The sequence below is a fragment of the Stenotrophomonas maltophilia group sp. SKK55 genome, from assembly GCF_057179845.1.
Map to the genome: position 1 here is coordinate 115,434 of NZ_JBXUHP010000043.1, position 13,474 is coordinate 128,907.

Sequence of the window (13,474 nt, forward strand, 5' to 3'; positions counted from 1 at the left end):
AAAGCGCAGAGAATACGCTCACCCACGACGCCCGCCCTTCGGCTTGTTATGGCACAACGGGTAACTCGAGCACGACCGGAAAGCCCCGTGCGGCCCATTCCGGTCCACGAACACGCCCACCTTGCACACCGGGCAGCGCTCTTCGTGGATGGCCGCGCCTGAAATCGCGGTCACTTCCACGGCGCCGTCCTTCGCCAGCTCATCCAGGAATGGCGAGTGCCTGCCCTGCAGGGTGAACATCGCAACCGAACGTCGCGCACGCGTCAGCGCGACATAGAACAGGCGCCGTTCTTCGCTCAGCGGATAGGCATCCCCATCCGGCATCGCCAGCGAAAGCACCGGGTCATCCGCGCGCAGGCTCGGGAAGCTGCGGTTGATCATGCCCGGCAGGATCACGTAGTCCGCCTCGCGCCCCTTCGATCGATGGGTGGTCAGGAACTCGACCTCCATCGTGCTGCCAAAGGCCGTCTTCCAATCCAAAGGCATCGCGCTGCGGTCCGCGCGATACCGCCCCAGAATGAATACAGTCACGCGCCCGTTGCGGCCCTGCGGCACTGCACCTGACAGCAGTTGCTGGTGCAGCGTCGCAAGGTACTGACGAACACCATCCTGCACCTCCTCACGCCGATTCACCTGGAACGCCTGCAGCACAGGTCCCATTGCCGGCGCAGCAGAGCGAACTTCCTTGGTGATCTGCACCGGATTGCGGCTGATGAAGCGGCTGGAAACATCACACAGTGCTTGCGGGCAGCGGAACGTCTGCTCCAGTTTCAGCACCTGGCCATGCCCCATCCATTCGCGGAATCCGGTCATCACCGAAACGTCGGCGCCAGTGAAGCGGTTGATCGACTGCCAGTCATCGCCCACCGCAAACAGATAGCGGCCCGGTTGGCTGACCAGCGCACGGCAGAGGCGCGCACGGGCGCGCGAGGCATCCTGGAATTCGTCGGCCATCACCAGATCGTAGGGTGATTCATAGTGGCCCTGTTCCAGCAGCCCGGCGGCCATGTTGAGCATGTCCTCGAAGTCGATGCCACGTTCGTCCGCCAGTGCGTTGTCCCAGGCCTGGAAAACCGGCCCGGCGATTTCCAGGAAGCGCCGGTAGCGTTCCTTGAACTGGTCTTCGGGCATCTGCCGCAGGCGTGCGCCCATATCGTCCAGCGTCAGGCAGTTGCTCTTGGCATGCGCAATGAAGGTGCGCATCAGGCCAATCAGGTCTGCATCCGGCATCGGCTTGGCGCCCTGGTCGGGCAGCTCGCGGTCCGGGTTCGGGTCGAGTTCGACACCAGACGCACCCAGCCGCTCGGCCAGATCCTGCAGGGCCTGTCCACTGCGCAGGCCGAACGACGTCGTTTCGACCAGTGCGGTGCCGTGCGCCGCATGCTGCTGCCGCTTCCAGTGCATCCCTTCGCTGTAGTTGGCAAAGTGCTTCGGCGGCTGGCCACCGGCATCCAACGCAAAGTGCTCGTGATACAGCCCGGCGTCCGGATAATAGAAATCAGGGCGATACTGGCGATAGGTGTCGGTCGCCGTATCGAATTCGTAGCGCCGTTCGTAGTCGTAGGTCACGCCGTTGTAGAACAGCCAGTCAGCGATCACGCACTCTTCCTGGCTCTTCACCCGCTCACCCTGCAGGGTGCGGATGTAGGGCGTGCCATCGCGGTCGTAACCATCGGCCATCATGTCGGCACCCAACGGCGGCAGATCGCGTCCGAACACAAGGCGGAACATGTCCCACTGGGTGCGGAAGTGGGTCGAACGGTCCTTCAGGTCGTCCACCAGTTCGGCCAGCTTGTTGAAGCCCAGCGTGGCGTCGATCGCCCATTCCGGGATATCAGGCTTGCGTCCCGTGGCCTCGGCGATGATGGCCAGGCCCAGGGCGTGGAAGGTCCGCGCCTCGACCACGATGTCGCCCATGCCGAGCCGGTCGAAGCATCGTCGCGCGCGCTCCTCCAGTTCGTTCGCGGCGTCCTTGTTGAAAGCGAGCATCACAATCCGTTGGGGCTCCACGAAGCCGCGATCGATGGCATAGGCGGCCTTGGCAACCATCGTGGAGGTCTTGCCAGAGCCGGCCGCGGCCACGACCTGCACGCGGTTGTCGAAGCAGAAGACGGCGCGGGCCTGTTCCTCGGTCAGGGGCTTGCTCTCGACCCGGTCGAGGAAGTCCTTGGCCAGCACCTGCTCACGCGTTGCCATGGTCGCGTTGGCGTCGGCCCAGATGGCGGGCCAATCCAGGTGCCAGTCATTCAGTGCCTCAAGCGCGGCCAGATGGCGGCTGGAGCGCAGGTCGCCGTGCACGCTCGCATCGAGGAACAGACTCTCCAGCTCATCCGGGGAGAGCGGCAGGGCAGGCCGATCAGCCAGCAACGCCTGCTGCTGCTCATGGGTGATCCAGCGTCGGCTGGCGTGACCTCGATCAGTCAGTGCGTCCGCCGCGCTCAACCAGGCTTGGATCTGTTCGAGGATCTTCTCGAACAGATCCTTGCGCCCGCGCGTGCTGCGCGCGAAGAGCAGGCCCCGCACAGCCCCTGCAAGCTGGGACGCTTGCCCGTTGGGCAGGCCGCCCACGGACACGGAACCGCTGTCGGTCTGCAATGAAACGCTGGCCCAGAAAAACCCTGGAATGACCTGCACGCTGTGATCGTCATCCACGCGCTGCCGGTACTGTTGGCCTGCGATGTTCAGCTCGATGCATTCGCCATCCAGCCGCAACCGCCAGTGTGGCGAGCGTGTCACACGTTGGCCCCAGCCCGAGGGGCGCCATTCCATAGACATCCAGGTACTGCCTTGCAAACGTCAATCGGGCATGTAGAGCCCCTAAGCCCGCATGATAAGGGGCCTTGACGTTGCATGGGGTCTTTCCTGCGCGGGCAGGGCGCATCCAGATGCCGTCTATCTCAGCTCGCCCAAGCGCCCGGCGCATGGCACCATGAAAGGCCTGAATCCAAGAGCTGGCCATGGAAATTGACTGGTACCAGATCGGAACCTTGAAGCACATCGGTGGCGGCTACGATATCCGGACGGATCCATTGAACATCCTGGTGACCACTGCGAAGCAAGGGCACGAGGGCGAAGTCTCTGACATGCTTATCGTGATGGACGATGGCACCGTCATTCCACCGGACGGGATCATGCGTCTGGCACGGGCGCCTGGCCGGATCCGTTAGGAGATCCAGAACCTGCTGTGTCAGCAGTAGTGGCTGAATCACTCAAGCGTACGAGACCCTCGGTGCTGCAAGATGCGCTCCGTCACAGGCTATCGTTCCTTGGCGATCTCCGTCACTGTCACGCTCGCGATACGAAAGTGCGGTGGAGGTAGGCAGCCACCTCCCCCTGTCATCATGGTTCGCAGCCCTGCGTCAGAAGCTGTATGCCGCCTGCACATACACCCGCCGCGGCTCGCCCGGGAAATGCCCGTTGCGTTCGATGAAGCCACTGGCTGCGTACACCTTGTCGAACAGATTCTTGACGTTGGCCTGGAACTGCCACTGCTTCCACGTGGTCTTCCAGCTCATGTCGAATACCGTGTAAGCCTTGACCGTCTGCCCATCCAGGCTGACACGCTCGCCCACGTGGTCGGCGCCGAAGCCGATGGCCGAGTTGATCGAAGCCAGGTCGTAGCGCGTCCACAGGCCGAGCTTGTTGCGTGGCGCATTCGCGAAGCGGTCGCCGGAGGCATTGGTGATGCCGTTCGGTCCGGCGTCCTTTACCCGTGCGTCGTTGTAGGCGTAGGTCAGGTTCACCACCCAGCGCTCGGTCACGTCGGCCAGCAGGTCCAGTTCCATGCCCGTGCTGCGTACCAGGCCCAGTGCAGCGAGTTGGTTTACCCCGCCGACCACTTCGCCGGTGGCCTGCACGATGTTGCTGCGGTCGATGCGGTAGGCCGCCATGTTCAGGGTCACACGGTCGGCCAGCAGGGACTTCAGGCCGACTTCCCATTGCCTGCTGCGCTCCGCGTCGAACGGTCCGCCGGTCGCCGGGTTCTGGTTGGTGGCACTCTGCGGCACGAAGCCGCTGGCGATGTTGGCGTACAGGTTCACGCCGTCCCGGACGGTAAAGGTACTGCCCAGACGCCAGCTGAGCGCGTTGCCATCCACGCTGCTGCCGCCCATGCGGTCCTCATCCTTGAAGCCATCCCAACGCAGTCCGGCCAGCACGTGCCAGCGCGTGCCCAGCGCCAGCTCATGCTGCAGATAGCCGCCGTAGCGCTTGCTGCGGGTGGCGGTGCTGCGCCAGGGCAGGGCGGCCAGGTTGTAGTCATGCCAGGTGCTCGCGCCATAGACCGGGTTGAACAGGTCGATGCCGCGCACCGGGCCGGCGCCGCGTGCCAGGTCGGCACTGTTGGCGGTCTGCGCCGTGAAGTCGGCGTCGAGCTGATACATGTCGGCGCCGAACAGCACCTTGTGTTCGATACGGCCGGTGTTGATCCGCCAGACGGCATTGCCGCTGGCGGTGAAGGCCTCGTTGTCGCGGATCTGGTTGCGCAGCTGGCGCGTCATCCATTCGGGCACCCCGTCGCGGTCACGATCAATTAGCCCCATCGGCTCGTGGTACATCTGGTGCTCGTTGTTGCTGAACCAGCGCGCAGCAATGTCCACGTCCAGCGTATCGAGCGGTGCGAAGCGGTACTGCGCCAGTGCGACCCTGGCGCGCATGTCGAGGAAGTCGCTGGCCTCGTTGTGGTTCCATCGCCTGTCGGTCAGGAAGCTGCCGGCATCGTTCACTGGCACACCGCGCAGCCGGTTGCCGCCCAGGTTCTGGGTGATGTCGGTGAACTGCAGCACCAGTTCGCCGGTCTGGCCAACGTCGAAGGCCAGCGAGGCATCGCCGATCACGCTTTCGTTGTCGGCATTCCAGCGCACGCCCTGCTCGCTGTCGGCATACAGGCCGGCGCGATAGCGGGTGCTGCCGCTGGCATTCAGCGGGCCGGTGCCTTCGATCGATCCGGCGCGGAAGTCCTTGTCACCTGCCTGCAGCTCGATGCGGCGTTCGGCGCGCGCCTTGGGCTTGCGCGTTACATAGTTGATGATGCCGCCCGCATCACCACCGCCGTACAGCGCACCGGCCGGGCCCTTCAGCACTTCCACGCGTTCGATGTTGAACAGCTGCGGCACCGAGAAGCCTGCATAGGGATCGCCGCGCAGACCGTCGTAGAGCACGTTCTCCTGGCGGAACCCGCGCAGGGTGACGCCGGCATAGCTGAAGAAGCTGATGCCGCTGATGCTGCGGTACAGATCGGTGACCTGGCGCGCCGCCTGGTCGTCGATCAGCTCGCGTGGCACGACCTGGATCGACTGCGGTACGCGCTCCAGCGGAGTATCGGTGCGGGTGCCGACGGCTGCATCGTTGGCGCGGTACAGGGTCTGCGCGCGGCCGCGGACTTCCACTTTGTCCAGGTCTTTCGGGGTGTCAGCGGAGGCCTCGGAAGCCAGTGCAGGTGTAGCCAGGGAAAGGGGCAGCGCCAGGCAGAGGGCGTGCTTGAGCGGGGTTGGAAAGGGCATGAGGGACGAGGCTGGGCTGCAAATGAGAAAGATTAGCATTTGCAGTGCTTCGGGGCCTATCCCCCGGATGCACTATGGACGCGGGCCCGGGTCGGTATACGGGGTGCCGGCCAGAGCCACCAGCAAGTCCGGGCGCCAGGCAACGATCACCGCGTTGCATCTGGCCACCACATGGACCGATGCCGCGCGCCAGGCCACGGCCTATCGCAGCGGCCGCGTGCTGTTGGCTGGTGATGCGGCGCACATGCATTCGCCGCTGGGAGGTCAGGGCCTGAATCTCGGCATCGGCGATGCGATGAACCTGGGGTGGAAGCTGGCCGCCGTGGCGCGAGGCGACGCCGCCGAGACGCTGCTGGACAGCTATCAGGCTGAGCGCCATCCGATCGGCGCCCGGGTGCTCGACTGGTCGCGTGCGCAGGTGGCGTTGATGCGACCAGGCCCAGGGCAGCGCGCGCTGGCGGCGGTCTTGGCCGACCTGGCCGCGACCCGCGACGGTGCCACCTATCTCGCTGAGCGGCTGTGGGGCGTGGCACAACCAGCGGTGTTCAACGGCGAGCATCCGTGGGTTGGCCAAAGCGTGCCTGACGTCCAGCTGGCCAATGGCGATCGCATGGGGGAGCTGCTGCGCGCAGGGAAGGGCGTGCTGCTGGGGCTCGATACCGGCGTTTCACTCGGCCCGATCTTTGCGCGCTGGCAACGCTCGGTTCCCTGCGTGATATCCACGGCGCGCGATGCGATGGGACTGGGCGCGGTGCTGGTCCGCCCTGACGGTATCGTCGCTTGGGCCTGCGATGTCGGCGGCGATGCGTCGGGGCTGGCGTCCTCGCTGGAACGCTGGTTCGGTTTGCCGTGGTGAGCGACCGGCTAGGGCGATGCCATCACAGCCAGCGCGCGGCGCGCGGTCTCGGTCATCACCGAGGCCAGCTGCTTCAATGAGTACGGCTTGCGCAGCAGGGTGAAGCCATGGCCAGGATCCCGCGCCAGCAATTCGCTGTAGCCGCTGGTGAGGATCACCGGAAGCTCCGGAAAGCGGGCGCGGATGGCACGGGCCAGATCCAGGCCGTTCATGCCCGGCATCACGACGTCGCTGAACACCACATGGAAGCGCGAGGCATCCCGTTCCAGCTCGGCCAGGGCCTCGTCCGCATTGCGTGCAAGGACCACGCTGTAGTCGAGTTCGCGCAGGGCGCCCACCGCAAATTCGGCCACGTCGACGTTGTCTTCCACCACCAGCACGAAGACGCCATGACCATGCTGCAGCCCCGATTGCGCCGCCGGCCGTTCAGTCGTTTCTCCTGCCTGCGCCAGCGGCAGATACAGCGTAAAGCGGGTACCGGCGCCGGCCTGGCTCTGCACATCCACCTCGCCTTCTGACTGCTTGACGAAGCCGAATACCTGGCTGAGGCCGAGCCCGGTCCCGGCGCCCACGCTCTTGGTGGTGAAGAAGGGCTCGAAAATGCGGTCAACCACCGCAGGGTCGATGCCCGCTCCGGTGTCGGTCACACTGATTGCGGCAAAGTCGCCCTTCATCGGCGCGGCGAAGCGCACCGAAGGCACCGCGGTGACCCGTTCCACTTCGATGGTCACCCGGCCGTGTCCGTTGATTGCATCGCGGGCATTGACCGCGATGTTGATCAATGCAGTGTCCAGCTGGGTCCGGTCCAGCAGTACCGGCATCGGTGTATCGGGCAATGCCAACGACACCTGGATGCGCGCGCCGAGTACCGTGGTGATGATGTCCGAGAGCGCGTGCACGCTTTCGCAGAGGTCGAAGACCTCCGGCGACAGGCTCTGGCGACGTGAGAATGCAAGCAGTTGCGCGGTCAGCTTGGTGGCGCGGTCCGACGCTGTTGCAATGGCCTGGATGTAGCGGCGCCGGGTGTCGTCTGCGGGCCACGTGTGCAGGAGCATGTCTACCGAACCCGTGATGACCTGCAGCAGGTTGTTGAAGTCGTGGGCCACCCCGCCGGTGAGCTGGCCGATCGCCTCCAGCTTCTGCGACTGCCGCAGCTGCTCGCGGGCACGCACCAGTTCCAGGTGGGCCTCCCGCGCCTGCTCGGTGATCGCTGCAACCTGGCGGCTGTGCAGATCGCGCTCGATCACCCGTTCGGTCTGTTCGCTGACCACGCACAGGATGCCGGCCACACTGCCGCAGCCGACGCGCAGCGGCGAATAGGAGAACGTCCAGAATGTTTCACGCAGCGTGCCGTCGCGATCCATCATCAACGGGAGGTTCTTGAAGCTGCGGCTGGTGCCGGCGAAGGCATCGTTGACGGCCTGCACCACGTCTGGCCATACGTCCGCCCAGACATCCTCCAGGCGATTGCCCATCGCGCCGTGCAGTTTTTCACCCAGCATCGGCAGATAGGCATCATTGAAGAAGAACGCCTTGTCTTCCTTGCCCCAGGCAAGCCACAGCGGTTCTGGCGAATCCAGGATCATCGCCAGCAACGTGCGAAGTTCGGCGGGTGCGCTTGCGGCAGTGGCCGAGCGGGCCCAGTCACTGTCCTGCAGCAGTCGGTAGGCGAGCTGATCAGGTGCAGAGACTGGCAGGGGAAAAGGATGCATGGCCGCCATTGGCGCAGGAAGGTGGCGCAGCATAGCCGAGCGCATGTCATGACGCTCTGCACACCGCCGACATGAAGGCCTCGCCACTTCGCAGCCGACGTGGCAGCGATGCACCCCTTGTTCCGCAGGTTGCCGCTATCGCGGCGCAGCGCGAAGGGAGGCGACGCTGGCCTGAGCGGCGGGTCTAGCCCTCACGACCTGCCTGCGCGGTGAGCGCATCCCGGCCAGCCTCGGTGAGATCGATATCCCCGTCCTCTGCCTGTACCGCCCATCCGGCGGTCACCGCCCACGTTGCGGCATCACCGCGCACCGGTTCTGCAGCGGCGATGGCCTGGAGTATTTTCCGCTGTTCCGCAGTCATTGCCACGTCGCGGTCCTCAAATACCCAGCAACGACGCCGGTTGCCAGTCCGACAGCCGGGCATGGCTGACCGGCTGATGGCAGCCGCACCCGTCGCAGCGGAACAATGCTCCACCTGGCAAGTGCACCAGATTGTCCTCACTGGCCGAGCTGGTCGATGTGCAATGCCGGCAGGTGACCGTGAGCGCGGTGATGCGCTGCACGCCCCCTGACAGATCGAACACGGCCTCGAACGCGCGAATGACAGGGTGGGCAGTGTCCGGCATCTGAATCTCGACAGGGTGGGGAGACCTCATCGTCGCGCGCCGGTTGTGATGGGCCAGTCAGCCAGGTGCATGGGCATGATCAAGACAGCCGCGGCAACCGGCAGCGCTCCTTTTCAGAGATCCTTTTTCTTTCCGCTCAGGTCCAGCGGCTTGTCACTGCCGCCGCGCTCGCTCGACCACACTTCCACACCCTTGTTGCAACGGCTCTCGCGGGCAGCGACCTCGCGCGGCAGATCCTTCAGATGGGGTGACTCCTGGCAGGCCGGATGCATGGCGCTGTCGTCATAGGTGGCGCAGGCGCTGAGCGACGCCAGGGCGATGGCAGTGAGGGTGGCGCGGAATGAAGACTGCAGAGTCATGAGATGGCCTCGGGTAATGCCAGGATGGCCATGGAATTCAAATCCGTGACGCCGGGCCTGCACAATCGGACCCATTGCACTTGTTATTCTGTAACAAATGCGCAATAGTCCGGCCCCTGCTGGGTCAGGCGATGCAGATCATCAGCACCATGCACAGCGCCACCATCAGCACGAACACACGACGGCTCAGTGCCAGGCAGGCCAGATAGGCTGCGAGCGCCCACGCTGCCAGCAGCGCGCAGGCCATCACCCACAGCCCGATCCCCATCATCGAATCGACTGCCATCGCAGACAAGGCAATGGCCTTGGACAACGCCACCCCCAACACGCTGCCCAGCATGCCGGCCTGCAAGGCGATGGCATCGTGGCGGGCAGGTGCGCGGTGGTGGTGCATTGCGGGTCCGGTGCAGGCCGAGAATGCGGCGTCGGCTGCACTGTGCCGAAATGCACATCCACGAAATGTGTTCATCGCGCGCCAGGTGCGCGACGAAGCCCGCGCAGTCGACTGGTCGACCTGTGAATGCGGTGGTTGGACGCCCGTTCTTCAGTGGTTGCCGGCGGCGACGGTCTTGCGCTTCCTGTCCAGCATCACCGCCGCGCACCACAGCAGCAGGCCGCCGATCGCGGTGGCCGCACCGACATAGCCGGTACTGGCCGGGCTGAAGCCGGCGCTGATCGCCATGCCGCCCAGCCACGGGCCGAGTGCGTTGGCGGTATTGAAGGCGGCATGATTGGAGGCGGCCGCCAGCGTCTGCGCTTCGCCGGCCACATCCATCAGGCGCGTCTGCAGTACCGCTGCCAGCGCGCCCATGGTGCCGACCGTGATGATCATCGGGCCGATGGTCCACACCGACTGTGCGGCCAGCGGATACAGCAGCAGCATCACGATCGACCACAGCAGCACCACGGCGGCGGCCTTGAAATGGAACTTGTCCACCAGCCAGCCACCGGCGATGTTGCCGATGATCGCGCCGATGCCGAACACGCCCACTGCCAGCGGCATCCACGATTCGGCCACGCCGGTGACCTGCACGAGGGTGGGCGCGAGGTAGGTAAACACGCAGAACATGCCGGCGAAGCCGACCGCACCGATCGCCAGCGCCAGCCACACCTGGGAGGTGTTGAAGGCGCGCAGTTCGCGCATCGGCGAGGTACGCACTTCGTCCGGGTCCGGCAGCAGGAAGCGCGCGATCATCGCCACGGTGGCAATGGCCAGCACGCTGACCAGGGCAAAGGCGGTGCGCCAGCTCAGCTGCTGGCCCAGCCAGGTGGTCAACGGGTTGCCGACCAGGATCGCGATCGACAGGCCCAGCAGCACCCGCGACATCGCCTGGCCGCGCTGGCCGGCAGGACTGATCGCAGCGGCCACCAGCATCGCAACGCCGAAGTAGGCGCCATGCGGCAGGCCGGCGACGAAGCGTGCCACCAGCATCGTGCCGTAATTCGGTGCCAGCGCGCTGGCCAGGTTGCCGATCGCGTAGAAGCCCATCAGCGCCAACAGCAGCTTGCGGCGCGGGAAGCTGGCACCCACGAAGGCGAGGATCGGGGCGCCGACCACCACGCCGATGGCGTAGGCGCTGATCAGGTGCCCGACCTGGGTTTCGGAAATCGACAGGCCGCGGCTGATCTCCAGCATCAGCCCCATGCTGGCGAATTCGCTGGTGCCGATGGCAAATCCACCCAGCGACAGGGCGAGGATGATCAGGGTGCGCTGGCGGGGCGTCAGCCGCGCAGCCAGGGAAGAGTTGGGGCTCATGCGGGGGCGCGATGGGGCGGGGGAGCCGTCCATTGTACTGCTGCACTGCAACAGGAGCAGCAGCACTCAGGGTAAATCAGCGTTTGATCGGTGACACGCCGGCCCTCCGCGCCGCCTCGCGGCCGGCTCAGATGCCCAGCGCCGCCCGGGCATCAGCGTATTTGTCGCGAAGGCGCCCTGCCGTGGTCCCGTCCAGCATCGCCAGCCGCTGTGGATCGGCGTTGTCATCCAGATCGGCGCGCTTCACTTTCAATGCCAGCGGGTGGGCGGCAATGCGCGCGTAGTAGCTGTCCGCGTCAGGAGCTGCATCGCGGTTGAGCAGTTGCACCGCCTCGCGCAGCGGCGCCGGAAATACCTCCATCCGCGCGGCAAACGCCGGGCAGTCCTCGGCCACGTCATGCAGCCAGGCCACCACTTCGGCGGCATCGTCGCCGCGCACGGCGGCCGCCACCCGCGCCACATGGCCGATATAAGGCTGGCCGGCCTTGTCGATCTGCCCCGCGTGGGCCTCGGTGGCCAGCGTACGGGCAAGTGCTACCCAGTCCATTGCAGTCTCCTTGGATATCCGCGCACAGTTTCGCGCGAAAGCCGCAGCGGTTGTGGATGCGCCCATGACGCTGCCACGGGCATGATGGCGAAGCAGGGGACGCAGTGTTGCCCCGACAAGGAGGAGTGAGATGCAGGAATTCAGGCATGTGCTGGAAACCCGTGGACGCTATCAGCTGGTAGCGGTGTCCTACGAGCCGGTGTACGCTCCCGGCGATGTGGTCGGCCATGCGGTCGTCGCCGACGATGGGGATCGTCTGACCGACCTGATATCACTGGCCGAAGCGCGCCAACGCTTGCTGCAACTGGTGCGTGAAGAGGGCGAGGAGCCCGGGCTGGAAAACGAGAACCACCTGCGGAAGAAGGCGTCGCGCTGGCGCCACCGCTAGGCCGTCGCGCCGCGTGCGCATCATGGAGGATTCGGGTGTTGCCCAGTAAGAAGTATCTGCTCATCGCCATCATCACGCTGGCGACCCTGCTGTTCGGTTTCGTGTTTTCCGGCTATCTGACCCTGCTGTTCCTGGGGCTGGACACCCAGCTGTTCACCTGGAACACCTACTACCAGTACGTCCACGCCATCGGCCAACCGCAGGTCGCGCCCTTCGTGGGCAAGATCAAATGGGCTGGCTACGTGGGCTTCGGCCTGCCCCTGCTGGTGTTGCTGGTGGCCGGCCTGGTGCTGCTGCTGAAGAAGGACAAGCGCTCGCTGCACGGCGACGCGCGCTTCGCCACCGGCGCCGACCTGGCCAAGCACGGCATGTTCAAGAAGACCGGCCAGAGCATCGTGGTCGGCAGCCATGGCGGCAAGCTGGTGCGCCTGGATGGCCAGCAGTTCGTGATCCTGGCCGCGCCGACCCGCTCGGGCAAGGGCGTGGGCGTGGTCATCCCGAACCTGCTGGAGTACGGCGAATCGCTGGTGGTGCTGGACATCAAGCAGGAGAACTTCGACCTGACCAGTGGCTGGCGCGCCAGCCAGGGCCAGGAAATCTACCTGTTCAATCCCTTCGCCGAGGACCGGCGCACGCACCGCTGGAACCCGCTCAGCTACGTCTCCGATGATCCGGCCTTCCGCGTCTCGGACCTGATGAGCATCGCCGCGATGCTGTATCCGGACGGGGCCGAGGACCAGAAATTCTGGGTCAGCCAGGCGCGCAACGCGTTCATGGCCTTCACCCTGTACCTGTTCGAGAACTGGGACGATGAGCGCAGCAGCGGTTTCCCGGGCGGCGCCGGCACTCCCACGCTCGGTGCGGTGTACCGTCTGTCCTCCGGCGACGGCACCGACCTGAAGAAGTACCTCAAGACCCTGTCGGAGCGGCCGTTCCTCAGCGCCAACGCACGTTCGGCGTTCGCCAACATGCTGTCCCAGGCCGATGAGACCTTCGCCTCGATCCTGGGCACCTTCAAGGAACCGCTCAATCCCTGGATCAATCCGGTGCTGGACAAGGCCACCAGCTGCAACGACTTCCTGCTGACCGATGTCCGCAAGAAGAAGATGACCATTTATATCGGCATCCAGCCGAACAAGCTGGCGGAGAGCCGGCTGATCATCAACCTGTTCTTCAGCCAGCTGATCAACCTCAACACCAAGGAACTGCCCAAGTCCAACCCGGACCTGAAGTACCAGTGCCTGCTGCTGATGGACGAATTCACCTCGATCGGCAAAGTCGAGATCATCGCCTCGGCGGTGTCCTACATGGCCGGCTACAACATCCGCCTGCTGCCGATCATCCAGAGCATGTCCCAGCTCGACGCCACCTACGGCCGGGAAGTGTCACGCACCATCATCACCAACCATGCCCTGCAGATCCTGTACGCGCCGCGTGAGCAGCAGGATGCCAATGACTATTCGGACATGCTGGGCTACACCACGGTGCGCAAGAAGAACGTCACCCATGCCCGCGAGAAGACCCACAACTTCACCGAGGAACGGCGCGCGCTGATGCTGCCGCAGGAGCTGAAGGCGATGGGGCCGGACATGGAGGTGTTCCTGTATGAGGGCATACCGCATCCGGTGAAGTGCGACAAGATCCGCTACTACAAGGACCGCTACTTCACCTCGAGGCTGCTGCCGAAGGTGGATGTTCCGATGCTGAACGTCTAATTCACGACGCTTAA

Annotated in this window: 12 protein-coding genes and 1 pseudogene; 4 read left to right on the forward strand and 9 right to left on the reverse strand. The window is 64.9% G+C overall.

Annotated elements, in window-relative coordinates:
- Positions 1 to 18 precede the first annotated feature (18 nt).
- Positions 19 to 2,769 carry a UvrD-helicase domain-containing protein gene (locus AC2A1N_RS14385; RefSeq protein ID WP_484372665.1) on the reverse strand — a complete coding sequence of 917 codons (2,751 nt, stop codon included), beginning with the start codon at positions 2,767 to 2,769 and terminating at the stop codon, positions 19 to 21.
- Positions 2,770 to 2,957: 188 nt separating this feature from the next.
- Between AC2A1N_RS14385 and AC2A1N_RS14390 the strand changes: the two genes are divergently transcribed.
- Positions 2,958 to 3,167, forward strand: coding sequence for a hypothetical protein (locus tag AC2A1N_RS14390; RefSeq protein ID WP_061478908.1), 210 nt, complete (start codon positions 2,958 to 2,960; stop codon positions 3,165 to 3,167).
- Between the two features lie 192 nt (positions 3,168 to 3,359).
- Here the strand turns inward: AC2A1N_RS14390 and AC2A1N_RS14395 are convergent, their stop codons facing one another.
- Positions 3,360 to 5,501, reverse strand: coding sequence for a TonB-dependent siderophore receptor (locus AC2A1N_RS14395; RefSeq protein ID WP_484372667.1), 2,142 nt, complete (start codon positions 5,499 to 5,501; stop codon positions 3,360 to 3,362).
- A 124-nt stretch (positions 5,502 to 5,625) separates the two neighbouring features.
- On the opposite strand from AC2A1N_RS14395, the pseudogene AC2A1N_RS14400 reads away from it, so the two are divergent.
- Positions 5,626 to 6,357: pseudogene (locus AC2A1N_RS14400) on the forward strand (FAD-dependent monooxygenase); the annotation flags it as partial.
- A gap of 8 nt (positions 6,358 to 6,365) precedes the next feature.
- Here the strand turns inward: AC2A1N_RS14400 and AC2A1N_RS14405 are convergent.
- The 7 genes from AC2A1N_RS14405 to AC2A1N_RS14435 form a co-directional block, all read right to left on the reverse strand.
- The gene (locus AC2A1N_RS14405; protein WP_242891223.1) at positions 6,366 to 8,069 is read right to left on the reverse strand and encodes a hybrid sensor histidine kinase/response regulator; all 1,704 of its coding nucleotides are present in this window, start codon (positions 8,067 to 8,069) and stop codon (positions 6,366 to 6,368) included.
- Between the two features lie 184 nt (positions 8,070 to 8,253).
- Positions 8,254 to 8,430: a hypothetical protein gene (locus AC2A1N_RS14410; protein ID WP_242891225.1), complete on the reverse strand. Its 177-nt coding sequence runs from the start codon at positions 8,428 to 8,430 to the stop codon at positions 8,254 to 8,256.
- 16 nt (positions 8,431 to 8,446) lie between these two features.
- Positions 8,447 to 8,695, reverse strand: a complete 249-nt coding sequence (locus tag AC2A1N_RS14415) for a hypothetical protein (protein WP_005417258.1) — start codon at positions 8,693 to 8,695, stop codon at positions 8,447 to 8,449.
- Between the two features lie 113 nt (positions 8,696 to 8,808).
- Positions 8,809 to 9,054, reverse strand: a complete 246-nt coding sequence (locus tag AC2A1N_RS14420; RefSeq protein ID WP_061478906.1) for a hypothetical protein — start codon at positions 9,052 to 9,054, stop codon at positions 8,809 to 8,811.
- 124 nt (positions 9,055 to 9,178) lie between these two features.
- Entirely contained in the window at positions 9,179 to 9,448 is a 270-nt protein-coding gene (locus AC2A1N_RS14425) for a hypothetical protein (protein ID WP_061478905.1), read from the reverse strand.
- Positions 9,449 to 9,598: 150 nt separating this feature from the next.
- Positions 9,599 to 10,810, reverse strand: a complete 1,212-nt coding sequence (locus AC2A1N_RS14430) for an MFS transporter (RefSeq protein ID WP_061478904.1) — start codon at positions 10,808 to 10,810, stop codon at positions 9,599 to 9,601.
- Between the two features lie 127 nt (positions 10,811 to 10,937).
- Positions 10,938 to 11,357 carry an HD domain-containing protein gene (locus AC2A1N_RS14435; protein WP_154351046.1) on the reverse strand — a complete coding sequence of 140 codons (420 nt, stop codon included), beginning with the start codon at positions 11,355 to 11,357 and terminating at the stop codon, positions 10,938 to 10,940.
- A gap of 130 nt (positions 11,358 to 11,487) precedes the next feature.
- Between AC2A1N_RS14435 and AC2A1N_RS14440 the strand changes: the two genes are divergently transcribed.
- Both AC2A1N_RS14440 and AC2A1N_RS14445 read left to right on the forward strand, forming a co-directional pair.
- Complete coding sequence (locus tag AC2A1N_RS14440; RefSeq protein ID WP_005417248.1) at positions 11,488 to 11,745, forward strand: hypothetical protein; 258 nt, start codon at positions 11,488 to 11,490, stop codon at positions 11,743 to 11,745.
- A gap of 35 nt (positions 11,746 to 11,780) precedes the next feature.
- Complete coding sequence (locus tag AC2A1N_RS14445) at positions 11,781 to 13,460, forward strand: type IV secretory system conjugative DNA transfer family protein (RefSeq protein ID WP_242891227.1); 1,680 nt, start codon at positions 11,781 to 11,783, stop codon at positions 13,458 to 13,460.
- Positions 13,461 to 13,474 lie beyond the last annotated feature (14 nt).

Excerpts from the sequence above, each read along its gene's own strand:
- AC2A1N_RS14385 (WP_484372665.1), bottom strand. The coding sequence starts at position 2,769 with ATGGAATGGCGCCCCTCGGGCTGGGGCCAACGTGTGACACGCTCGCCA.
- AC2A1N_RS14390 (WP_061478908.1), top strand. The coding sequence starts at position 2,958 with ATGGAAATTGACTGGTACCAGATCGGAACCTTGAAGCACATCGGTGGC.
- AC2A1N_RS14395 (WP_484372667.1), bottom strand. The coding sequence starts at position 5,501 with ATGCCCTTTCCAACCCCGCTCAAGCACGCCCTCTGCCTGGCGCTGCCC.
- AC2A1N_RS14405 (WP_242891223.1), bottom strand. The coding sequence starts at position 8,069 with ATGCATCCTTTTCCCCTGCCAGTCTCTGCACCTGATCAGCTCGCCTAC.
- AC2A1N_RS14410 (WP_242891225.1), bottom strand. The coding sequence starts at position 8,430 with ATGACTGCGGAACAGCGGAAAATACTCCAGGCCATCGCCGCTGCAGAA.
- AC2A1N_RS14415 (WP_005417258.1), bottom strand. The coding sequence starts at position 8,695 with ATGCCGGACACTGCCCACCCTGTCATTCGCGCGTTCGAGGCCGTGTTC.
- AC2A1N_RS14420 (WP_061478906.1), bottom strand. The coding sequence starts at position 9,054 with ATGACTCTGCAGTCTTCATTCCGCGCCACCCTCACTGCCATCGCCCTG.
- AC2A1N_RS14425 (WP_061478905.1), bottom strand. The coding sequence starts at position 9,448 with ATGCACCACCACCGCGCACCTGCCCGCCACGATGCCATCGCCTTGCAG.
- AC2A1N_RS14430 (WP_061478904.1), bottom strand. The coding sequence starts at position 10,810 with ATGAGCCCCAACTCTTCCCTGGCTGCGCGGCTGACGCCCCGCCAGCGC.
- AC2A1N_RS14435 (WP_154351046.1), bottom strand. The coding sequence starts at position 11,357 with ATGGACTGGGTAGCACTTGCCCGTACGCTGGCCACCGAGGCCCACGCG.
- AC2A1N_RS14440 (WP_005417248.1), top strand. The coding sequence starts at position 11,488 with ATGCAGGAATTCAGGCATGTGCTGGAAACCCGTGGACGCTATCAGCTG.